The organism is Actinoplanes sp. NPDC049668 (genome assembly GCF_044465445.1).
Taxonomy (GTDB): domain Bacteria; phylum Actinomycetota; class Actinomycetes; order Mycobacteriales; family Micromonosporaceae; genus Actinoplanes.
Genome location: NZ_JBITLR010000007.1, coordinates 526331 through 547860 on the forward strand (window position 1 = coordinate 526331; position 21530 = coordinate 547860).

At 74.2% G+C, this 21530-nt stretch carries 18 protein-coding genes; 12 read left to right on the forward strand and 6 right to left on the reverse strand.

Features of this window, described 5'->3' with window-relative positions; all coding sequences use genetic code 11:
- The first annotated feature begins 3 nt into the window (after positions 1–3).
- Positions 4–636, forward strand: a complete 633-nt coding sequence (locus tag ACIBSW_RS30450) for a hypothetical protein (protein ID WP_354726316.1) — start codon at positions 4–6, stop codon at positions 634–636.
- Here ACIBSW_RS30450 and ACIBSW_RS30455 read toward each other — a convergent pair.
- From ACIBSW_RS30455 to ACIBSW_RS30480, 6 genes are read right to left on the reverse strand one after another with little or no spacing between them, the layout of a single operon-like run.
- The gene (locus ACIBSW_RS30455) at positions 540–1469 is read right to left on the reverse strand and encodes an NAD(P)-dependent oxidoreductase (protein WP_354726314.1); all 930 of its coding nucleotides are present in this window, start codon (positions 1467–1469) and stop codon (positions 540–542) included. The genes ACIBSW_RS30450 and ACIBSW_RS30455 overlap by 97 nt on opposite strands.
- Complete coding sequence (locus ACIBSW_RS30460) at positions 1466–2533, reverse strand: cytochrome P450 (protein ID WP_354726312.1); 1068 nt, start codon at positions 2531–2533, stop codon at positions 1466–1468. Before ACIBSW_RS30460 ends, ACIBSW_RS30455 begins: the two co-directional genes overlap by 4 nt.
- On the reverse strand, positions 2530–3264 hold the full coding sequence (locus ACIBSW_RS30465) for a glycosyltransferase (protein ID WP_354726310.1): 735 nt from the start codon (positions 3262–3264) through the stop codon (positions 2530–2532). The genes ACIBSW_RS30460 and ACIBSW_RS30465 overlap by 4 nt, the downstream gene beginning before the upstream one ends.
- The gene (locus tag ACIBSW_RS30470; RefSeq protein ID WP_354726308.1) at positions 3261–4715 is read right to left on the reverse strand and encodes a class I adenylate-forming enzyme family protein; all 1455 of its coding nucleotides are present in this window, start codon (positions 4713–4715) and stop codon (positions 3261–3263) included. Before ACIBSW_RS30470 ends, ACIBSW_RS30465 begins: the two co-directional genes overlap by 4 nt.
- Positions 4715–5446, reverse strand: a complete 732-nt coding sequence (locus ACIBSW_RS30475) for a glycosyltransferase (RefSeq protein ID WP_354726306.1) — start codon at positions 5444–5446, stop codon at positions 4715–4717. Before ACIBSW_RS30475 ends, ACIBSW_RS30470 begins: the two co-directional genes overlap by 1 nt.
- Positions 5443–6453 (reverse strand): 3-oxoacyl-[acyl-carrier-protein] synthase III C-terminal domain-containing protein, encoded by a 1011-nt coding sequence (locus ACIBSW_RS30480; protein ID WP_354726304.1) that lies wholly within the window; start codon positions 6451–6453, stop codon positions 5443–5445. The genes ACIBSW_RS30475 and ACIBSW_RS30480 overlap by 4 nt, the downstream gene beginning before the upstream one ends.
- Before the next feature lie 142 nt (positions 6454–6595).
- On the opposite strand from ACIBSW_RS30480, the gene ACIBSW_RS30485 reads away from it, so the two are divergent.
- The 11 genes from ACIBSW_RS30485 to ACIBSW_RS30535 all read left to right on the forward strand — a co-directional run bounded on the left by ACIBSW_RS30485 (position 6596) and on the right by ACIBSW_RS30535 (position 21512).
- Complete coding sequence (locus ACIBSW_RS30485; protein ID WP_354726302.1) at positions 6596–8155, forward strand: Na+/H+ antiporter; 1560 nt, start codon at positions 6596–6598, stop codon at positions 8153–8155.
- A complete protein-coding gene (locus ACIBSW_RS30490) occupies positions 8152–8415 on the forward strand; it encodes a UBP-type zinc finger domain-containing protein (RefSeq protein WP_354726300.1) in 264 nt (87 codons plus the stop codon). The genes ACIBSW_RS30485 and ACIBSW_RS30490 overlap by 4 nt, the downstream gene beginning before the upstream one ends.
- Positions 8412–9332 carry a ketopantoate reductase family protein gene (locus tag ACIBSW_RS30495; RefSeq protein ID WP_354726298.1) on the forward strand — a complete coding sequence of 307 codons (921 nt, stop codon included), beginning with the start codon at positions 8412–8414 and terminating at the stop codon, positions 9330–9332. The genes ACIBSW_RS30490 and ACIBSW_RS30495 overlap by 4 nt, the downstream gene beginning before the upstream one ends.
- Before the next feature lie 196 nt (positions 9333–9528).
- Positions 9529–11640 carry a glycogen debranching protein GlgX gene (gene glgX / locus ACIBSW_RS30500; RefSeq protein ID WP_354726296.1) on the forward strand — a complete coding sequence of 704 codons (2112 nt, stop codon included), beginning with the start codon at positions 9529–9531 and terminating at the stop codon, positions 11638–11640.
- Position 11641: 1 nt separating this feature from the next.
- The gene (treY, locus tag ACIBSW_RS30505) at positions 11642–13924 is read left to right on the forward strand and encodes a malto-oligosyltrehalose synthase (RefSeq protein WP_354726294.1); all 2283 of its coding nucleotides are present in this window, start codon (positions 11642–11644) and stop codon (positions 13922–13924) included.
- Positions 13921–15651 (forward strand): malto-oligosyltrehalose trehalohydrolase, encoded by a 1731-nt coding sequence (treZ, locus tag ACIBSW_RS30510; RefSeq protein WP_354726292.1) that lies wholly within the window; start codon positions 13921–13923, stop codon positions 15649–15651. Before treY ends, treZ begins: the two co-directional genes overlap by 4 nt.
- 32 nt (positions 15652–15683) lie before the next feature.
- On the forward strand, positions 15684–16052 hold the full coding sequence (yidD, locus tag ACIBSW_RS30515) for a membrane protein insertion efficiency factor YidD (RefSeq protein WP_404799501.1): 369 nt from the start codon (positions 15684–15686) through the stop codon (positions 16050–16052).
- 55 nt (positions 16053–16107) lie between these two features.
- On the forward strand, positions 16108–17220 hold the full coding sequence (locus ACIBSW_RS30520) for a transporter substrate-binding domain-containing protein (protein WP_354726290.1): 1113 nt from the start codon (positions 16108–16110) through the stop codon (positions 17218–17220).
- Positions 17217–18236 carry a hypothetical protein gene (locus tag ACIBSW_RS30525; RefSeq protein ID WP_354726288.1) on the forward strand — a complete coding sequence of 340 codons (1020 nt, stop codon included), beginning with the start codon at positions 17217–17219 and terminating at the stop codon, positions 18234–18236. Before ACIBSW_RS30520 ends, ACIBSW_RS30525 begins: the two co-directional genes overlap by 4 nt.
- A 100-nt stretch (positions 18237–18336) precedes the next feature.
- Positions 18337–19059: a PP2C family serine/threonine-protein phosphatase gene (locus ACIBSW_RS30530; RefSeq protein ID WP_354726287.1), complete on the forward strand. Its 723-nt coding sequence runs from the start codon at positions 18337–18339 to the stop codon at positions 19057–19059.
- A gap of 146 nt (positions 19060–19205) precedes the next feature.
- Complete coding sequence (locus ACIBSW_RS30535) at positions 19206–21512, forward strand: EAL domain-containing protein (RefSeq protein ID WP_354726285.1); 2307 nt, start codon at positions 19206–19208, stop codon at positions 21510–21512.
- Positions 21513–21530: the final 18 nt, after the last annotated feature.

The following is a 21530-nucleotide window of genomic DNA, read 5'->3' on the forward strand; positions in this document are numbered from 1 at the left end:
TGCGTGAAGGTCAGAGAGTCGGCGCAGATCCGGGGCAGGACGCCGCCCGGGCGCTGGCTCGTGCTGCTCGCGCTCCCATTGCTGCTCTCCGGCTGCGCCATGTTCACCGCGTCCAAGGGCGGCACCGGCGGGGAGAGCGACGCCGGCGTGACCGCCGGCGACCAGTGGCTGATCGTCGCGCAGGGCAGCCCGACGCCGACGCCGAAGCCGAGCAGCGGCGTGCGGCCCGAGCCGACAAGGAGCAGCGGCTTCCTTCCGCTGCCACCCGCGACGCCCCGGCCGACCCCGACCGCGACCTGCGTCCGGGACACCCCGCACTTCAACAAGATCAACGCCCTGCAGGTCGCGCCCGGCACCACCTCCGCGAAGGTGCGCTGGTACAACGTCGGCGGTTACAACCTCGTCGAGTACCGGGTCACGGCGATCAGCCAGGACCTGCGCATCGGCCGGCAGCGCGAGGTGGACACCGTGGTGACCAAGCCGGGCAAGCCGTGCGGCTACGTGACCGTGACGCTGCCGAACCTGGAGCGCAAGACCAGCTACGTCATCTCGGTGGACGCGGTCGTGGTCCGGCGCAGCGGCGACGGCACGCACGCCGCGACGGTCTTCCGCTCGTCCCCGATCGACACCAAGTAGTCCGCCAGCGTGCGCACCGGCCGGTAGCCCCGTGCCCGGGCCCGGCCCAGGTCGAGGACCATCCCGTCGGTCAGCTGGTCGACGGCGTACCGGGTCAGGGTCGGCGACACCGCGGCCGCCGCCCGGGCGAGCCCGGCCGGGACGTGCCGCACCGCGACGCCCAGCACCTGCCCGAAGACCTCGTCGCGGGAGTACGGCCGCTCGTCGGCGATGTTGTACGCCCCGCCCGGCCAGCCCAGCGCGTCCAGGCAGGCCGCCGCCAGGTTCTCCACCGCGGTCAGGCTCATCGCCACGTCCGGACCCGGCAGCCAGGCCCGGCCGCCGCGCACCACCCGGCCCAGCCGCGGCAGCAGGTGCCGGTCGCCGTCGCCGTACACCGCCCTCGGCCGCAGCGCCACCGCGCCCGCCGCCAGCGCCAGCCGCTCCCCGTCCGCCTTGGTCCGCCCGTACGGGCCGCGCTGGCCGTCGGCCGGGTGGTCCTCGCGGACGGGTTCGGGGTACGGGCCGGGCCGGTAGACGCTCGCGCTGCTCACCAGCACCACCGGCCGCCCGGCCGCGGCGTCGAGCAGCCGGGCGGTGCCGTCTACGTTCACCGCGCGGAAGAGCCGCTGCGCACGGCGACCGGGCCGGGGGTCGCCGACGGCCGCCGCCAGGTGCACGACCGCGTCGGCGCCGGCCAGGTCGGGCGCCGGACCGGTGGCGTCCCAGCCGACATGCCGGCCGACCGGCCCGGGGCGCCGGCCGAGGCAGAGCACGTCGTGCCCGCGGGCGGCGGCGAGCCGGGCGACGGCCGCGCCGCAGAAGCCGGACGCGCCGGTGACGACGAGCCTCATGCCGCGCGCACCTCCAGGGAACGCCAGCCCGGCAGCGCGGCGCGGCGGTCCACGCGGGCCCGGACCACCGCAGGGCGCAGCGGGGCCAGGGCCAGCAGGAGGTCGGCGAGCTGGGCGCGGGCGAGCCGGGCGCCGGGGCAGGCGTGCGGGCCGGCGCCGAAGACCAGGTGCGCGATCCGCGGCGGCACCGGCGAGACCGGGTCGGGGTCGAGGTTGTGCGCGCCGACGGCGTGGCGCGCGACCAGCAGCATCCGGTCGCCGGACCGCACCGGGCAGCCGCCGGGCAGCACGCCGGGCGCCGCGGCGACCCGGGGCAGCAGCGGGCTCGGCGCGGTCACCCGGAGCAGCTCGTCGACCAGCGCCGGGCTCCCCGCGTACCCCCAGAGGTCGGCGTCGGCGGCCCAGGCCGCGCTGCGCGGCAGGGCCGCGACCGTCGTGGTGATCGCGGCGACCGCCAGCATCGTCGCCCGGCCCGCGTCCGGGCCGCCGTCCGGCGCGACCAGGGTGGACAGTCGGTCGGCCGCCGCCCGGGCCCGGCGGGCGGCGCCGGGGCGGGCGAGGCCGGGCAGGTGCGCGCGGGCCGCGGCGGCGGCCGCCGCCCGGGCCGCCGCCGCCAGCTCGACGCCGTCGGCCGCGATGCCGAGCAGCGCGGCCGTCGTCGTGCCGGCCAGTTCGGCGGCGAGCGGAACCAGGTCGACGGTGTCGCCGTCGGCCAGCGGCTTGAGGCCGCGGTCCAGGATCTCCGTCCAGATCGGACGCAGCCGCGCGACGGCGGCGGCGCCCAGCGAGTCCGCGGCGCCGCGCCGGGCCCGCCGGTGTTCCTCGCCGTGCTGGTCGAAGAGCAGGCCGTCGCCGGCCAGCCGGTTGGCGGCGCCGCCGGTGGTGCCCTCGGCGGTGCGGTCCAGTGGTATCCGGGTGAGCCCGGCGGTGAAGTCCGCCCGGTCGTGCACCAGCAGGGTGCCGCCGAGCCGCCGGACCGCCCGCCGCCGGGTGCCCGCGAGCACCGCGAACAGGACCGGATGACTGCCCAGATAAACCCGCCGATCACGGGCCCGGGCCCTCATCGGACGTGCACCGCCTCGTCGGCCGGGCGGTAGCGCCGATCCCAGTGCCACAGCAGCGTCCGGCGTGGTCCCCAGGCGCGCAGCCGGCGCAGGCTCGACTCGACCACCAGGTGCTCGGCGCGGACGATCCGGTCGCTGTGCCGGCGCGCCCGGTTCAGCAGCGTCACGTCCTCCGAGCCGTCGCCGAGGGCCTCGCGCGGGGTGCCGCCGCAGCGCACGTACAGCTCGGCCGTGATCGCCAGGTTGTGGCCGTGCACCAGCACGAACGGGCATCGGTACGCGGGGGAGCGGTGGCGCAGGCGGCCGTACCGGGCGGCGAGCCGGACCACGGCCGGGTAGAGCCGGCGCTCCGCGAGGCCGGGCCGCTCGTCGCGGCGGGGGACGCTGCGGCCGCAGGCGAGCTCCGCGCCGTCGAGCAACGACCGGCCGGTCGCCACCCAGTCGGCGGCGGGCAGGCAGTCGGCGTCGGTGCGCAGCAGCCGGGTCGCGCCGCCCGCGATCGCGTGCCGGAAGCCGGTGTCCGCCGCCGTGCCCGCGCCCGGCTCGGGCTCGCGGACCACCTCGACGTCGCCGGGGAACGCCGCAGCCAGCGCCGCGGTGCCGTCCGTCGACCCGTTGTCCACGACGACCAGCGTGAAGTCCCGATCGGACTGTGCCGCGAGCGCGGCGAGCGCACCCGGCAGCAGCGCGGCCTCGTTGTAGGCGGGCAGGATCACCGCGAGGTGCCTCACGGCGCGGACCCCGCCAGCCGGGACGCGGCAGCGCGGTCGGGCTTGCGGGAGCGGCCGGAGAGCGGGATCTCGGCCAGGACCACCGCGTCCGGCCGTGCCGAGCCCATCCGGCTCAGCGGCTCGCGCAGCGCGGCCCGGACCGCGTCCGGCGCGGCGCCCGCGGCGGGCTGCACCACGGCGACGACCCGCTCGTCGCCGTCGCCGGCGGGCACGCCCACGATCACCGCCAGCTCGACGCCGGGCACGTGCAGGCCCGGCTCGTACAGGCCGGGGTAGATGTTCTCGGCGCCGCGCAGGATCATGTCCTTGAGCCGGCCGCCGAGCACCACCGTGGTGCCGGCCACCCGGCCGATGTCGCCGGTCGCCACCCACTCCATCGGCTCCTCGCCCAGGTAGCGGTCCGCCGCGTTCGGCCCGGCCAGCAGCAGCTCGCCGCCGGCGCCGACCCGGGCGCGCAGGCCCGGCAGCAGCTCGCCGACCAGGTCACCCTCGCCCGTGAAGGCGCCCTTCGCGGCGCTCTCCACCGCCGCGGCCGGGAAGGCCTCGGTCAGGGCGTACACGCACCAGGCCTGCGCGGCGCCGGCCCGCCGGACCGCCGCCAGCAGGTTCGCGCTCACCGGCGCGGATCCGCTGTACACCCGGCCGGTGAACGGCGCCGACGCGGCGAGGGCCGCGCGCAGCTCCGGCGGCGTCAGGTAGGTCGCCTGCGGCGCCAGCCGGGCCAGCTGCCGGGCCAGGACGGCGGGCCGGCGGGCGGGCAGTGCCACCGGCGCGCCGCCCGCCAGCGACGGCACCAGCACGAAGAACGTGCCGCCCAGCACGGCCCGGCCGGGCGCCGGCTCGAACAGGTCGCGGACCGCGCGCATGCCCGCGGCGACGCTCGCCCGGGTGTGCACCACCGCCCGCGGCCGGCTGGTGGTGCCGGAGGTGAAGACCACGACCGCGTCGCCGTCGCCGTCGTGATCACGCGGCCGCGGGCCGCCCGCCGGCGCGAGGACCGGCGCGGAGCCGGGCAGCCGCCGTCCGATCGTGACGGTCGGCGCCAGCGCCGCGAGGTCGGGCAGGGCCAGGTGCGCCCGGCGGGCCAGCGGCGCGGCCCAGCCGGCGACCGCCTGCGCGGCCGCGTCGGCCAGCACCAGCCGCGGCCGCGCCAGGCCGAGGCGGGCCAGCAGCACGTCCGGCCCGGCGGTCGGGTCGAGCACCGCGACGCGCAGGCCCAGCCGGTACGCGGCCAGCACCACCGCCAGCGAGCGCGGCCCCGGGCGCACGGCGACGCCCACCGTCTCGCCGGCCGTCAGCCCGCGGGCGTGCAGGGCCGTCGCGTAGCCGCCGATCAGCCGGGACAGGTCGCCGCGGGTCGCCCGCACCACGGTCCGGCCGCTGCGCCGGGCGGACAGAACGGCCGGGCGGTCGTCGTCGTCGCGCAGGCCGGCGATGAGTTCGTCGAGCATCAGCGGGGGTCCGCCGTCAGCGCGCCGCTGCCACCGTCGAGATACCACTTCGCGGTGCCGACGACCCCGTACGCGGCCAGCCGCCGGGTGGAGTTCTCGACCACCATGGCGCGGCTGTGCCGGATCGCGGGCGTGCTCGCGCGTACCCGGTTGAGGAAGGCCCGGTCCGTCGGCGACGGCCGCCGCGGCATCCCGCCGCAGGCCAGGTAGAGCCGCGCGGTGATGGCCATGTTGTTGCCCGCGTGCATCCGGTAGGGCGCCAGGTAGCCCGCGCCGCGGTGCGCCGGGCGCAGCCGGCCGAAGGCCGCGGCGAGCGCGACCAGGGCGCGGAAGAACGCCCGGCCGAGCGGGCCGTGTTCGTCGCGGCGGGCGGTGATCCGGCCGCACATCAGCCCGGCACCGCCGGCCAGCCCGGCCCGGGCGGCCGCTACCCAGCCGGGCCGGGGCAGGCAGTCCGCGTCGGTGCGGGCCAGCATCGTCGCCCCGGCCGCGATCGCGTGCCGGAAGCCGGTGTCGACCGCGCAGCCGACGCCCTTCTCCGGCTCGACCAGCACATGCACGGGGAACGGCGCGGCGAACGCGCGGGCGATGCCGGCCGTGCCGTCCGTCGAGCCGTTGTCGACCACCAGCAGTTCGAACGCGCGGTCGGTCTGCGCGGCGAGCGCGTCGAGGGTCTGCCGGATCCGCGCCGCCTCGTTGTACGCCGGAACGATCACCCACAGGTCAGTCATGACACCTCCCAGACCATGGTCATCAGGCTGACCCCGCCGCCGAGGCCCACCAGCAGGACCCGGTCGCCGGGCCGCAGCCGCGGACGGACCCGGGCGAGCTGCACGCCGAGCGTCGCGCTGGCCATGTTGCCCAGCTCACCGACGGTCACCTCGAGCTTGTCGGCCGGCACCCCGGCGACCTCCACGAACCGCTGCAGGTACGGCATCGTCACCTGGTGCACCAGCACCCGGGCGTAGTCGTCCCAGCTCAGGCCGGTGCGGTGGTGCACCCGCTCGATCAGGCCCAGCCCGATCTTCTCGAAGACCCCGCGCAGCCGGTGCCCGTCGCCGGTGAAGTAGGTGTGCTCGTCGCCGCGCGGATGCCGCGACCCGCCGCCGAAGATGCCGCCGGCCTCCCAGTGCCGCGAGTGCGTCTCGGCGTCCACGTCCAGGATCCCGCCGGTCGCCACCGGCTCGACCAGCACGGCCGCGCCCGCGTCGCCGAACGTGTAGCCGGCGAACGCGCGGCGGGCCTGGACCATGCCGTCCAGCCGCGGCCGCATCGCGCGGGTCGGCGTCTCGCCGGTCACCACCAGCGCCCGGCGCGCCCGGCCGGCCAGGATCATCGAGCGGGCCAGGTCGATGCCGTTGAGGAAGCTGTTGCAGGCGTTCGTCACGTCGAGCGCGTGCGCCCGGCCGCCCAGCGCCGCCTGCACGACGTGCGCGGTGGCCGGCTCGATCATGTCCCGCGTCGCCGAGGCGTACAGCAGCAGGTCGACGTCGAGCGCGTCCAGGCCGGCCTGCTCGAGGACCAGCCGGCCGGCGCCGATGGCCAGGTCGGACGCGTACTCGTCGTCGGCGGCGACCCGGCGCGTGTTGATCCCGGTGGTCTGCGCGAACATGCCGGCCGGCAGCGGCAGGCCACTTGCGACCGTGACGCGCCGCTGCAGTTCGGCGGTCGTCACCTGCTGTTCCGGCAGCCAGCTGGCCACCTGGGTGATACCCACGCGGGTAGCGATCGATGTCATGGGCGCCAGCCTTCGTGAATGCCGGGGTCCGCGGCGTGAGTAGGGCTGCTCATTCTTTCGAGGTCCGGCGCTCAGGCACAGGGCCGCGGGACGTGGCTGATCCCACAGGACGCGACCGGAATGGTCTCTAAGCTTGCGAGCCATGGAACCCATCGCCGACACGGTGGTGCTGGTGGCGATCGCCGTGCTCGGCGCCGCGCTGGCCCGGCGCCTCGGCTTCATCGCGCCCCTGGTCCTGCTGGTGGCCGGCCTCGGTCTGTCCTACATGCCCGGGCTGCCGCACTTCGAGGTCGAACCCGAGCTGGTGCTGATCGGCATCTTGCCGCCGCTGCTCTACGTCGCGGCCCTGCAGACCAGCGTCATCGCGTTCCGCAGCGCGCTGCGCCCGATCCTGCTGCTGGCGGTCGGGCTCGTGGTGGTCACCGCGTTCGCCGTCGGCTTCGTGGTGCACGCGCTGCTGCCCGGCGTGCCGCTGGCGGCCTGCGTCGCGCTCGGCGCGGTGGTGGCGCCGCCGGACGCGGTGTCGGCGACCGCGATCGCCCGCCGGATCGGCCTGCCCCGCCGGGTGGTGACCATCCTGGAGGGGGAGAGCCTGCTCAACGACGCGTCCGCGCTGGTGCTGCTCCGGATCGCCACCGGTGCGGTCCTCGGTACCGCCGTCGGCTTCTGGGACATCGCCGGCCAGGTGGCTCTGAAGGCCGGCGGCGGGCTGCTGATCGGTTTCGCCTTCGCGCTCGGCGCCGCGTGGCTGCACAAGAAGATCGAGGATCCGCTGCTGGACGACGCGGTCTCGCTGCTCACCCCGTTCGTCGTGGTGATCGTCGCCGAGCGGTTGGAGACCTCCAGTGTGGTGGCCGTCGTGGTGGCCGGGCTCTACCTCGGGCACCGGATCCCGTACCTGCTGTCGGCGACCTCGCGGCTGCAGATGGACGCGGTCTGGCGGCTGGTGATCTTCCTGCTGGAGGGCGTCGTCTTCCTTCTGGTCGGCCTGCAGCTGCGCGAGATCATCGGCCACCTCGAGGAGGAGTGGTCGACGACGATCAGGGTCACCGTCGCGGTCTTCGTGACCCTGGTCGTGGTCCGGTTCGCCTACATCTATCCGGCCACCTATCTGGCCCGGCTGGTGCCCCGGATCCGGGCCCGGGAGGAGCGGCCGCCGATCGCGGTGCCGACGGTCATCGCCTGGGCCGGCATGCGCGGCGTGGTCACCCTGGCCGCCGCCCTGACCCTGGAGGCGGGCCACGGCCTGCCGCGCGAGCTGTTCGTCTTCGTCGCGTTCGCGATCATCGTGCTCACCCTGCTGATCCACGGCACCACCCTGCCGATGCTGGCCCGCCGCCTCGGCGTGGTCGAGGACAGCAGCGCCGCGGACGCGCTGGCCGAGGCCGGCGTGCAGCACGCGGCCAGCCGGGCGGCGCTGGAGCGGCTCGAGGAGCAGGCCGGCGGCGCGCCGAGCTCGGTGGTCGAGCGGCTGCGGGCGCTGACCGGCAGCCGGGCCAACGTCGCCTGGGAGCGGCTGGGCAATCAGGACCAGGAGACCCCGTCGGCCGCGTACGGTCGGCTGCGGCGGGAGATGATTTCCGCGGAGCGCCACGTCTTCAAGGTCGCCCGCAACGAGGGGCGCATCTCCGAAGAGGTGCTCAACCGCGCGCAGCGCGAGCTCGACCTCGAGGAATCCCAGCTGAACCGGAGTGACGATTGATCTGCCAGCATCTCAAGGAAGCCGGCGCGCCGGAACCGGAGGCGCCCTACGACGGCGGCTGCCCGGAGTGCGTTGCCGAGGGCCACCACGACTGGGTGCACCTGCGCCTCTGCCTCGGCTGTGGGTACGTGGCGTGCTGCGACTCCTCGCCGCGCCGGCACATGTCCCGGCACCACGAGACCGACGGCCACCCGGTGATGCGCTCGTACGAGCCGGGCGAGACCTGGCGGTGGTGCTTCGTCGACGAGGCGCTCGGATGAGGACGCTGTTCGTCGGCGCCGGCGCGACCGGCGGCTACTTCGGCGGCCGGCTGGCCGAGATCGGCCGGGACGTCACGTTCCTGGTCCGGCCCGCCCGGGCGGCGGTGCTCGCCGAGCGCGGCCTGCGGATCCACTCGCCGGGCGGCGAGAGCGTCGTCAAGGCGCGCACGGTGACCGCGGACGCGCTCGACACGACGTTCGACCTGGTCGTGGTCGCGGTGAAGGGCTACGGGCTGGGCGCCGCGATCGCCGACCTGCGGCCGGCGGTCGGGCCGGACACGGTGATCGTGCCGCTGCTCAACGGCATGCGGCACCTCGACGCCCTGACGGCGGCGTTCGGCGCCGGGCACGTGTACGGCGGCGTCTGCATGATCGCGAGCACGCTCGACGACGACGGCGACGTCGTGCAGCTCACCGGCCTGCACCGGCTCGCGTACGGGCCGCTGGACGGCGGCGCGGACCCGCGGCTGGCGGCGGTGGGCGAGGCGCTGTCGGGTGCGGACTTCGCCTCCGAGCCGGCGACCGACATCGTCGCGCGGATGTGGGAGAAGTGGCTGTTCCTGGCCGGACTCGGGGTGGCGACGACGCTGCTGCGCGGCACTGTCGGCGACATCACGGCGGCGCCCGGTGGCCCCGAGTACGCCGACCGGGTGGTGGACGAGGCGATCGCGATCGGCACGGCGGCCGGCCACCCGCCACGGCCGGCGGCGGCGGAGTTCCTGCGCTCCGGCCTGACGGCCCGCGACGTGCCGACCACCTCGTCGCTGTACCGGGACATGCGGGCGGGCCGGCCGGTGGAGGCCGACGAGATCGTCGGCGACCTGGTGGCGCACGCTCAGCGGCTGGGCGTCGACGCGCCGCTGTTCGCGGCGGCGTACACCGGCCTGTCGATCTACGCCCGCGGCAGGCAGGCCTGAACGGCCCTATGCTCGACAGTGGTCCGGGCCGCGCCGCGCAGTGACGGCGCTCACGGCTTAAGCGGGAAGTATCGGCGGGTAACCGGACAGTCGCGGGGCCCTCGCCGGTGCCGTCGGGAAGAATTACCGCAGACGTGCCCGCGGCGAGGCCCTCGCGACCGCCGGGCACACCGACGGTCGAGGGCGGGAGCGGCACATGCAGGTGTGGCCGGGTCACCGGTATCCACTGGGCGCGACGTACGACGGCACGGGCACCAACTTCGCGATCTTCTCCGAGGTCGCCGAGGCGGTCGAGCTGTGCCTCTTCGATCCGTCGGGCAACGAGCGGAAGGTCCAGCTGCACGAGCAGGACGCCTTCGTGTGGCACGCCTATCTGCCGGGCGTCGAGCCGGGGCAGCGGTACGGCTACCGGGTGTACGGGCCGTACGACCCGTCGCGGGGGCTGCGGTGCAATCCGCACAAACTGCTCCTTGACCCGTACGCGCGGGCCGTCGACGACGACGTCGCCTGGCATCCGTCGCTCTACGCCTACGACTTCGACAATCCCGACGAGATGTCGGATCTCGACTCGGCGCCGCACATGGCCAAGGGCGTCGTCGTCAATCCGTACTTCGACTGGGGCAACGACCGGCGGCCGGACATTCCGTACCACCACTCGGTGATCTACGAGACGCACGTCAAGGGCCTCACCGAGCGGCATCCCGACGTGCCCGACGACCTGCGCGGCACGTACGCGGCCATCGGCCACCCGGCGATCATCGAGCACTTCAAGAAGCTCGGCGTCACCGCGGTCGAGCTGATGCCGGTGCACCAGTTCGTGCACGACAACCGGCTCGCCGACCTGGGCCTGCGCAACTACTGGGGCTACAACACGATCGGCTTCTTCGCGCCGTACCACGGCTATTCGGCGATGGGCTCGCTCGGCCAGCAGACCCAGGAGTTCCGGGGCATGGTCCGGGCGCTGCACGCGGCCGGGATGGAGGTGATCCTCGACGTCGTCTACAACCATACGGCGGAGGGCAATCACCTCGGGCCGACGATGAGCCTCAAGGGCATCGACAACCGGACCTACTACCGGCTCGTCGACGATCAGCCCAACTTCTACATGGACTACACCGGCACCGGAAACAGCCTCAACGTGCGCAGCCCGCAGAGCCTTCAGCTGATCATGGACTCGCTGCGCTACTGGGTGACCGAGATGCACGTCGACGGCTTCCGCTTCGACCTGGCGTCCACCCTCGCCCGCGAGTTCTACGACGTCGACCGGCTGTCCACCTTCTTCGAGGTGGTGCAGCAGGACCCGGTAGTCGGGCAGGTCAAGCTCATCGCCGAGCCGTGGGACGTCGGGCCCGGCGGCTACCAGGTCGGCAACTTCCCGCCGAACTGGACCGAGTGGAACGGCAAGTACCGCGACACGGTCCGCGACTTCTGGCGCGGCGAGCCCGCCACCCTCGCGGAGTTCGCCAGCCGCATCACCGGCTCCGCCGACCTGTACCAGGACGACGGCCGCAAGCCGTTCCACTCGATCAACTTCGTGACCGCGCACGACGGCTTCACCCTCAACGACCTGGTCTCGTACAACGACAAGCACAACGAGGCCAACGGCGAGGAGAACCGGGACGGCGACAGCCACAACCGGTCCTGGAACTGCGGCACCGAGGGACCGACGGACGACAAGCAGATCCTGCGGCTGCGGGCGAAGCAGCGGCGCAACTTCCTGGCCACGCTGATGCTCAGCCAGGGCGTGCCGATGATCTCGCACGGCGACGAGCTGGGCCGCAGCCAGCTCGGCAACAACAACGCGTACTGCCAGGACAACGAGATCAGCTGGATCGACTGGGAGAACGCCGACCGGACGCTGCTCGAGTTCACCTGCAAGCTGACCGCGTTCCGGCACCGCCACCAGGTGTTCCAGCGCCGCCGGTTCTTCACCGGGCTGCCGGTGACGGCGCGCGGCGGCGGTGACCCGCTGCCCGACCTGGAGTGGTTCACCCCGGACGGGCGGCAGATGGCCGGCGACGACTGGGGCAACGACTTCGGCCGGGCGGTGGCGCTGTTCGTCAACGGCGAGGGCATCCGCGAGCGCGGCCAGTACGGCCAGCGCCACGTCGACAGCTCGTTCCTGCTCTTCTTCAACGCGCACGACGCGCCGATCGAGTTCCGCACCCCGCCCGCGGAGTACGGCGAGAAGTGGGAACGGGTGATCGAGACGGCGGAGCCGTCGCCGGATCGCCCGTCGATCGTGGAGTCGGGGACCGCCATCCTCGTGCCGGACCGCTCGCTAGTCGTCTTGGACAGGATGGTCTAAATTGCACCCCTCTGCCACGTATCGCGTCCAGGTCCACCCCGGCTTCCCCCTCAAGGACACCGCCGAGCTCGTCGACTACCTGGCCGATCTCGGCGTCAGTCACCTGTACACCGCGCCGCTGCTCACCGCGGTGCCCGGCTCCACGCACGGCTACGACGTGGTCGACCACGGCCAGGTCAGCCCCGCCCTCGGCGGCGAGCAGGGCCGGCTGGCGCTCAAGGCGGCCCTCGACGCGGCCGGGCTGGGCCTGGTGATCGACATCGTGCCCAACCACGCCGGCGTCGCGATGCCCGCCGCGAACCCCACGTGGTGGGACGTGCTGCGCAACGGGCGGTCCTCGGAGTTCGCGAAGTTCTACGACATCGACTGGTCCCGGGGCCGGCTGCTGCTGCCGGTGCTGGCCGACGAGCCGGACGCCCTCGAGAAGCTGACCATCGAGGACTCCGGGCAGGGGCGGGAGCTGCGCTACTTCGACCGGCGCTACCCGATCGCCGACGGCACCGGCGAGGGCACCCCGCGGGAGGTGCACGACCGTCAGCACTACGAGCTGGTCGCCTGGACCCGCGGCGACTCGGAGCTGGGCTACCGCCGGTTCTTCGCGATCGTCGACCTCGCCGGGCTGCGGGTCGAGGACCCGGAGGTCTTCGAGGCCACCCACCGCGAGATCCTGCGCTGGTACGCCGACGGCGGCGTGCAGGGCATCCGGGTGGACCACCCGGACGGCCTGCGCGACCCGGGCGGCTACCTGCACCGGCTGCGCGAGGCCGCGCCGGACGCCTGGATCGTGATCGAGAAGGTCCTCGAGCCGGGCGAGAAGCTGCCGCGCTGGCCGGTCGCCGGCACCACCGGCTACGACGCGCTCAGCGAGGTCTGCGGCGTCTTCGTCGACCCGGGCACCGAGGCGTTCTTCGACACCCTCGACCATCACCTGATCGGGGGCGAGACCAGCTGGCAGGACCTGGTGCACCGGGCCAAGCTGCAGGTCGCCACCGTGCAGCTCGCCGCCGAGCTGGACCGGATGTGCCGGCTGGTGCCCGAGATCGAGGCCGCGCCGCGGGCGCTCGCCGAGCTCGCCGCCTGCTTCCCGGTCTACCGCTCCTACCTGCCGACCGGCACCCGGCACCTGGCCGAGGCCCGGTCCGAGGCCGGCCGCCGCCAGCCCGGGCTCATCGGCGTCCTCGACCAGCTCACCGCCCGGCTGCGGGACCCGGGCGACGAGCTGGCCGTGCGGTTCCAGCAGTTCACCGGCGCGGTCATGGCCAAGGGCGTCGAGGACACCGCGTTCTACCGGTGGACCCGGTTCACCGCCCGCAACGAGGTCGGCAACGACCCGTCGCGGTTCAGCGTGCGCCCGGACGGGTTCCACGACCACGCGCAGGAGCGGCAGCACTGGTGGCCGACCGGCATGACCACGCTCTCCACCCACGACACCAAGCGCAGCGAGGACGTCCGGGCCCGGCTCGCCGTGCTCTCCGAGCTGCCCGGCGACTGGACCGAGGTGGTACGCCGCTGGGTGCGTACCGCCCCGCTGCCCGACCCGGCGCTGGCGCACCTGATCTGGCAGGCGGCCGTCGGCGCCTGGCCGATCGAGCGGGACCGGCTGCGGGCGTACGCGCTCAAGGCCGCGCGGGAGAGCGGCGCCGTCACCAGCTGGCGGCGCCCCGACGAGAAGTTCGAGACCGCGCTGCGGGAGATGGTCGACCGGATCTACGACGACCCGGCCCTGCACCGCGAGGTCGCCGACTTCGCGGCCTCGATCACGCCGCCCGGCTGGTCCAACTCGCTGGGCCAGAAGCTGGTCCAGCTCACCATGCCCGGGGTGCCGGACACCTACCAGGGCACCGAGCTCTGGGACTTCTCCCTGGTCGACCCCGACAACCGGCGGCCGGTCGACTTCGGCCTGCGCCGCGAGCTGCTCGGCCGCATCGACGACGGCTGGCAGCCGCCGATCGACGCGACCGGCGCCGCGAAGCTGCTGGTCACCAGCCGGACGCTGCGCCTGCGCCGGCGCCGGCCCGAGCTGTTCACCGGCTACCGGCCGGCCTTCGCCGACGGCTCGGTCCGCGAACACGTGCTGGCCTTCGACCGTGGCGGCGCGGTGGCGGTGGCGACCCGCCTGCCGGTCGGATTGTCACGCCACGGCGGGTGGCGCGACACGTCGCTGTCACTGGACGGCCACACCTGGACGGAAGTATTCACCAATACCAGCTACGGCGGCAGCCGGCTGGCGGTGGCCGAGCTCCTGCACACGTACCCCGTCGCGCTGCTGGTGCGAGAGCAGTGACGCGCTTCGCGGTGTGGGCGCCGGAGCGGGCCGTGAGGCTGCGCATCGACGGGACGGACCGGGAGATGGAGCGGGGCGACGACGGCTGGTGGCGCGCGGACGCGCCGGAGGCGGTGCACGGCACTGACTACGGCTATCTGCTGGACGGCCACGACGGGCCGCTGCCCGACCCGCGCTCGCCGTGGCAGCCGCACGGCGTGCACGGCCCCAGCCGGGTGTACGACCACTCGGCCTTCGCCTGGACCGACGGCGCCTGGACCGGCCGCCAGCTGCCGGGCGCCGTCCTCTACGAGCTGCACGTCGGCACCTTCACCGCCGAGGGCACGTTCGACGCCGCCGCCGCGCGCCTGGACCACCTCGCCGACCTCGGCGTCGACCTGGTCGAGCTGCTGCCCGTCGGCTCCTTCAACGGCGAGTACAACTGGGGGTACGACGGGGTCTGCTGGTACGCGCCGCACGAGGCGTACGGGGGCCCGGACGGGCTGAAGCGGTTCGTCGACGCCGCGCACGGCCGGGGCATCGGCGTCGTGCTCGACGTCGTCTACAACCACTTCGGGCCGAGCGGCGCGTACGCGCCGATGTTCGCGCCGTATCTGAGCGCCGGCGCCAACCCGTGGGGCGACTCGGTCAACCTCGACGGCCCGCTGTCGCAGGAGGTCCGCCGCTACGTCATCGACAGCGCCCTGGCCTGGCTGCGCGACTACCACGTCGACGGCCTGCGCCTGGACGCCGTGCACGCGCTGGTCGACCACGGCGCGGTCAACCTGCTCGAGGAGCTGGCGGCGGAGGTGGAGGCCCTCTCCACCCACCTCAACCGCCCACTGTCGCTGATCGCCGAGTCGGACCTGAACGACCCGAGGCTGATCACCCCGCGCGAGGCCGGCGGTCACGGCCTGCCGGCGCAGTGGAACGACGACGCGCACCACGCCCTGCACGCGCTGCTCACCGGCGAGCGGCAGGGCTACTACGGCGACTTCGGCTCGCTCGAATGCCTGGAGACGGTGCTGACCGGCGCGTTCTTCCACGCCGGCACGTGGTCCAGCTTCCGCCGGCGCCGGCACGGCCGCCCGGTCGACCGCGCCCGGACGCCGGGGCACCGCTTCGTCGCGTACCTGCAGAACCACGACCAGATCGGCAACCGCGCGACCGGCGACCGGCTGTCCGCGAACCTGTCGCCCGGCCTGCTCAAGGTCGGCGCGACGCTGCTGTTCACCGCGCCGTTCACGCCGATGCTGTTCATGGGCGAGGAGTGGGCGGCGAGCAGCCCCTGGCAGTTCTTCACCAGCCATCCCGAGCCCGAGCTGGCCGCGGCGGTGCAGAACGGCCGGCGGCGCGAGTTCGCCACGCACGGCTGGGCCGAGGCGCAGGTGCCGGACCCGCAGGATCCGGCGACGTTCCGGCGTTCGAAGCTGGACTGGTCCGAGCGGGACAAGCCCGGCCACGCGGAGATCCTCGACCTGTACCGGCGGCTCATCGCGCTGCGCCGCGAGCGGGCCGACCTGTCGGACCCGCGCCTGGACCGGGTCGAGGTCCGGCACGGCGACCGGTATGTGGTGATCCGCCGCGGCGGCTGCGCGGTCGCCGCGAACCTCGCGGGGGTGCCGCGGACGGTCAGCCTCCCCGCGGCGCCGCGCGACGTCCTGTTGGCGACCGGGCCGGGCGTGATCCTGCAGCGGGACCGGGTCGACCTGCCCCCGGAGACCGCCGCGGTGGTCGCCCTCGCCTAGTCGGGTCGCGCCCGTACGTCACCATGGTCGCCATGTGGGGACGACGGAGGCGCGGCAAGCGCAACAGCAGGTGGTACGACAGTTGCGACGGCTGCGGCGACTTCTGCGACCTGCCGTGCTGCGACTTCGGCCTGCTGAGCACGGTGCTGCTCGCCTTCTCCGGCCTGGGTGCGCGTGGCCGGTCGCGGCGCACCGACGCCGCCGTCTCCGCCGCCATCCGCGGCTACCGCAGGGTCTCGCCCCGGCTGCCCACCCGCTGCCGTTACACGCCGACGTGCAGCGCATACGGCCTGGAGGCGGTGCGCCGCCACGGCACCGGCAACGGGCTGCGGCTGACCGCCGCCCGGCTGCGGCGCTGCCGGCCGGGTGTCGTGTTCGGGACCGCGGACCCCGTTCCGTGACATTGATCGGGCATCATTGCCGCTCCGCAACGGGTAACGGAGGGCATTGCCGAAGATGGACCAGGACAGCGGCGACGCCCGGTTTCGCAAGGCGGTGATCCACCGGCGGGTGCCGGTGCGGCGCCGTCCCCGCTCGGCGCGGGCCCAGCGCGCCATGGACGGGCTGCGCCGCACCTTCACCCAGCCCGAGCAGCTCGTACGCACCTGGGGCGGCTCGCTGGCGCCATGGCGCCTGGTGGCCGTCGGCGTGGTCCTCGTCCTGACGCTCACGTTCTTCTGGGTGTGGCTGTTCCACATCGGGCCGCCCTCGGTCGAGGACCTGCGCCGGGCCGCCGGGGTCGACGAGTGGAAGACGCTGCCGATCGGCGTCAAGGACGACCAGCCCGGCATCGCCGAGCGTGATCCCGAGACCGGCGCCTGGCGGGGATTCGACATCGACGTCGCCTACATGATCGCCGAGGACCTCGGGTTCCGCCGCGACGAGGTGCGGTTCTACGGGATCGAGAGCGAGGACCGGGCCCGGATGGAGGCGACCGACCTCGACGGCAGTCCGGTGCCGGTCAAGATGGTGATCGCCAGCTACAGCATCACGCGGGAACGCGAGGCCGAGCCGAACGTCATGTTCACCCAGTCGTACCTGCACACCGAGCAGTCGGTGATCACGCTCAAGGGTCACGCCAAGGTGGCCAGCCTCGGCGAGTTCGAGGGCAAGAACGTCTGCACGCTGTCGGCCTCCACCAGCGCGGTGGCCGCGTCCGAGGCCGGCGCGCGGCTGGTGCGCCGCAACCGCGTCTCGGAGTGCTTCGTCGAGCTGAACAACGAGAAGGTCGACGCGATCACCACCGACGCGGCGATCCTCGGCGGCTACAAGGCCCGTGACCCGAAGAAGTACGACCACTGGGACCTGGGGCTGGACAAGACCGAGGCCTGGGGCGTGAGCGTGGGCGCCAACGAGGCCCTGCGTGACCTGGTGAACCTCACCCTCTACCGGTCCTTCCAGGATCCGAAGGACCCGCGCTGGGAGCAGGCCTACGCGGCCAACATCCTGCCCGAGACCCCGGACAACCTGACGGCCGACGGCCAGCGCGTCCCGCTGGCCCGCCCGCAGCAGCCCGACACGGTACGCCCGAACGTGCGCGAGCTGCCCTGGGAGGAGGTTGCGCCGTGACCGTGACGTCGCTGCCCCGGGCGCCGCGCCGGGTCCGTCGCGCCCAGCTCAACTGGCTGCTCACCGCCCTGCCGGCGTTCCCGCTGGTGCTGCTCGTGCTGCGGCTCTGGTACCTGAGCCGCCAGGACCTGCCGACCATGCTGCTGCTGGTGCAGTACATCAGCCCGCTCGGCATGATCAGCGCGTTGATCATCACGCTGATCTGGACCGTCCCGGCGGTGGTCCTGGTGCTGCGCGCCCTCGGCGGCCTGCTGCTGGTCAGCTCGCCGGACCCGGAGGACGCGGCGCGGCGTTCGCTGCTGGCGCTGACCGCCCTGCGGATGCCGGACTGGGTGGTCGCCGTCGCGGTGGTGCTCGCCGGCTTCACCTGGCAGCTGCGCCTGCTGCCCGCGCTGGTCATGCTGGTCGCCGTCATCGTCGCGTTGACCGCGGTGCAGCGCTATCCGGGCGAGCGCCGGATGCTGGCCGTGGTCACGCTGGTGGTGCCGATCGCGCTCGGCGTGGTCGTGCTGATCTGGGTCCGGCCCGGTGTCGAGACCGCGCTGGCCGCGGGCGACACCGCCACCGCCCTGCTGCTGGTCGTGCCGCCGCTGCTCGGCTGGCTGCTCACCGGCCCGGTGCCGCCGCGCGCGGCGCGGCTCGCGACGCACTGGCCCGCGGTCGCGGCGATGATCTCCGCGCCGTTCGTGATCGGGGTGGTCTTCCTGCGCGCGCCCGTGCTGCCCAACAGCGCGGTCGAGGTCGCCGGCGCCGACGGCGCGCCGGTCCGGGTGATCCGCGGCCAGCTGATCACCGTCGACGACACCGCGACCACGATCCTGCAGCGCGGCGGCGAGGTGGTGTTCATCCCCAACGCCGAGGTGCGGTCCAAGACCCTGTGTCCCGAGCCGGTCCGGACCCAGAAGAGCCGCATCACCGTACGCGGATGGGCGATCGACGAGTCCGCGCTCGAGTGGGTCGCGCCGACCCGGCGCGCCACGGAGGTGGACCCGCGCTGCCTCGGACGGCCCCGGTAACCGTGTCGAGCTGCGGATTTGCCCGGTTGCACACCCCTCGTCGCGACGCGCCACGGACCACGTGCAGACAGGCTGGACGTGACCTGGCAGGCTGCACGCCATGACCTTGCACCTGCGGTGGGCTGCCATCACCGATAAAGGCCACGTCCGGAGCAACAACCAGGACGCGTACTACGCCGGTGACCGGCTGCTCGTCGTCGCCGACGGCATGGGCGGCATGGCCGCCGGTGACGTCGCGAGCCGCATCGCCGTCGAGGCGATGGTCTCGCTCGACGTCGCGATCGACAACGAGAGTCAGATGGACGCGCTGCACAAGGCGCTGGAGGTGGCGAACGGCCGGATCGCCGAGACCGTCGCCGCCGACCCCACCATGCAGGGCATGGGCACCACCCTGACCGCCGTGATCTTCTCCGGTGACCGTGCCGCGCTGGCACACGTCGGCGACTCCCGCGCCTACCTGCTGCGCGACGGCCGGCTGAACCAGCTCACCAAGGACGACACCTACGTGCAGATGCTGGTCGACCAGGGCCTGATCCGGCCGGAGGAGGCGGGCAGCCACCCCCGCCGCGCCGTGGTCACCCAGGCGCTGCAGGGCGAGCCGGTCAGCCCGTCCTACGTCATCGTCGAGCCGGAGGCCGGCGACCGCTGGCTGCTGTGCAGCGACGGTCTCACCACCGTTGTCCCCGCCGAGGTGATCGAGGCGGAGCTGCTCGCCGGCGACGGCCCGCAGGCCTGCGCCGAGCGCCTGCTCGACCTCGCCCTGCAGGGCGGCGGCCCGGACAACATCACGGTAATCGTCGCTGATCTGACAGCCATCGACTGAGCCGGAGTGAGCGCCGCGGAACCGCGCGCCCGCGGACTTTCCGCAGGGGGCCTGGGCTGCGGTACCTTACTCCGGTCGCGGGACGGCCAGCCGCGGCTCTGCTGCGGGTGGTGATGACGACGGAACGGCTGTCGGCACGGTCAGCCGTGACGCTGGTGCTCGTCGCCGCCGTCACGGCGATCGGCGTGTACGCGGTCCCCGCCGGTCCCGGCCAGCGGCTCTTCAACGACGCCGCGCAGTTCGCCGTCGGCGCGGTCGCGGCCGTGGTCTGCGTCGTCGCGGGCCGGCAGCGCAGCGGTCACCGGCGCAACTGGCGGCTGCTGATCGGCGCGGGGCTGGCCACCTGGGCCGGCACCCGGCTCTGGTTCGCGATCCGCGACCTCATCGATCCCGACCGGGGCCCGGCGGCCACCCCCGCCGACGTCGGCTTCCTGACCCTGCCGGTCTTCACGTTCCTGGCCCTGATCGCCGGCTCGATGGCGCTGCCCCGGCCCGCGCAGGCGTCGCTGCGCCGGGACCGGATGGTGCTGGTCATCGACAGCCTCCTGGTCGCCGGCTCGCTGCTGGCCCTGCTCTGGTCGGCGCTGCCCGGCCGGATCCTCGACGAGGTGTCGGCGAGCCCCTGGGTGGCCGGCACCGCGGCGGCCTACCCGATCGCCGACCTCTGGCTGGCCGTCATGGTCGCGCTGCTGCTGACCACCCGGCCGACGACGCTGGCCGGGCGGACGCCGCTGCGGCTGATCTGCCTGGCGCTGCTGGCGTTCGGGGTCTCCGACACGCTCCGGCTGCTGCACCTGAGCACCGGGGCGCTGTCACCGGTCGAGTCCGCCGGCTATCTGCTCGGCCCGGCGCTGCTCATGCTCGCGGCGCAGAGCAACCCGGGCCTCACGACGGGCCCGACCCTCGAGCGGGCCGAGGCGGACTGGCTGCACCTGCTGCTGCCGTACCTGCCGGTGGTCGCCACGGGCGTGGTCATCGCGGTGCGCACCGGCGCGGGCGGGCAGCTGACGTCGTACGAGGCGTACCTGGGCTGGCTCGGGCTCGGCCTGGTGGTGGCCCGGCAGATGTTCACGATCGTGGACAACACGGTCCTGCTCGCCCGGATCTCCGAGGGCCAGCAGCGGCTGCACCACCAGGCGTACCACGATCCGCTGACCGGCCTGGCCAACCGCGCGCTGTTCCGCGAGCGGCTGGTGCGGGCGCTGGCGGAGCACCGCGACACCGGCGTGCCCGTCGCGCTGCTCTTCGCCGACCTGGACGACTTCAAGCTCATCAACGACAGCTTCGGCCACGCGATGGGCGACCGGCTGCTGCGCGCGATCGGCGACCGGCTCGTCGCCTGCGTTCCCGCGGGCGATCTGGTCGCCCGCCTCGGCGGCGACGAGTTCGCGGCGCTGCTCGAGCGGCCCGCGGACGAGGCCGAGCCGGCGGCGCAGCGCATCCTCGCGGCGCTGCGCGAGCCGTTCGTGATCGACGGGCACACCGTCGGGATCAGCGCCAGCCTCGGCCTGGTGCTCTCCGATCCGGGCGACGCCGACCTGTCCGCCGACGCCCTGCTGCGCCGGGCCGACGCCGCCATGTACGTGAGCAAGCGGCGCGGCAAGAACGCGCTCGCCCGGTACTCCGGCGGCGCCGACGGCGGACCGAACGCCGACCTGCCACACCTGCTGGCCCGGGCGCTGTCGGGCGACCCGGCGCAGGCCGGCTTCGAGGTGCACTACCAGCCGATCGTGCGCCTGTCGGACGGCGCGATCGTCGCGGTCGAGGCGCTGGCGCGCTGGACCGACCCGGTGGCGGGGCTGGTGGATCCGGACGTCTTCGTGACGGTCGCCGAGCGCACCGGGCTGGTCGCGGCGATCGACGACTTCGTGCTCGACCGGGCCTGCGCCGACGCCGCGGCGCTGGCCGACACCTACGGCCGGCCGATCGACATGCACGTCAACGTGTCCGCCGCCCGGCTGGGCCAGCACGGGCTGGAGGAGGCGGTGGACCGGGCGCTGCAACGGCACTCGGTCCGGCCGTCCCGGCTGGTCGTCGAGATCACCGAGACCCGCCGCATCCCGGACATGCCGCGGGCCGTCGAGGTCGCCGAGCGGCTGCGCCGGCGCGGGGTGCGGGTGGCGCTCGACGACTTCGGCAGCGGCTACAACGCGCTGGCCCAGCTGCACTCGCTGCCGGTCGACATCGTCAAGCTGGACTCCACGCTGACCGATGTGGACGTCTCGCCGGAGCGCGCGGGCGCGCTGTGCCGCTCGGTGCTGGCGATCTGCGCCGAGCTGAACATCTCGGTGGTCGCCGAGGGCATCGAGACGCACGCCCAGGCCCGGGCGCTGGCGGCGCTGGGCTGCGACTTCGGCCAGGGCTACCACTTCGGCCAGCCCGGCCCGCTGCACCGGCTGACCGCGATGATCCCCACCCAGCCGGCGCCTTCGGGCACCCACCTGGCCTCCTAGGACGCCCGTGCAGCTGTC